This is a genomic window from Klebsiella sp. K47 (assembly GCF_051858335.1).
In the GTDB taxonomy this organism is placed as follows: Bacteria; Pseudomonadota; Gammaproteobacteria; order Enterobacterales; family Enterobacteriaceae; genus Klebsiella; species Klebsiella pneumoniae.
Genome location: NZ_JBPYUI010000483.1, coordinates 1 through 219 on the forward strand (window position 1 = coordinate 1; position 219 = coordinate 219).

Sequence of the window (219 nt, forward strand, 5' to 3'; positions counted from 1 at the left end):
CATGCCAGTAGGCGAGGGCATCGTCGTATTTCCACCAGGTCCACATCGCGAACAGCAGCGTACCCAACGCGCCCACCACCGGAATAACGATGAGGTCCCGAATCTGTGCCCGCTGCCTCCACGCGATCCAGAGGATGCAGGGAATCAGTGCCAGCCCGGTCAGGCGGGTGGCCGAGGCGAGCGCGATGGCCGCACTTGCCGGTATCCACTGCTGCTTGT

The 219-nt window shown here is 63.9% G+C and carries 1 protein-coding gene; it reads right to left on the reverse strand.

Translation table 11 applies throughout. The features are described from left to right. The coding region (locus tag RRF55_RS28900; protein ID WP_439419431.1) for a hypothetical protein at positions 1–219 on the reverse strand (219 nt) is incomplete at both ends.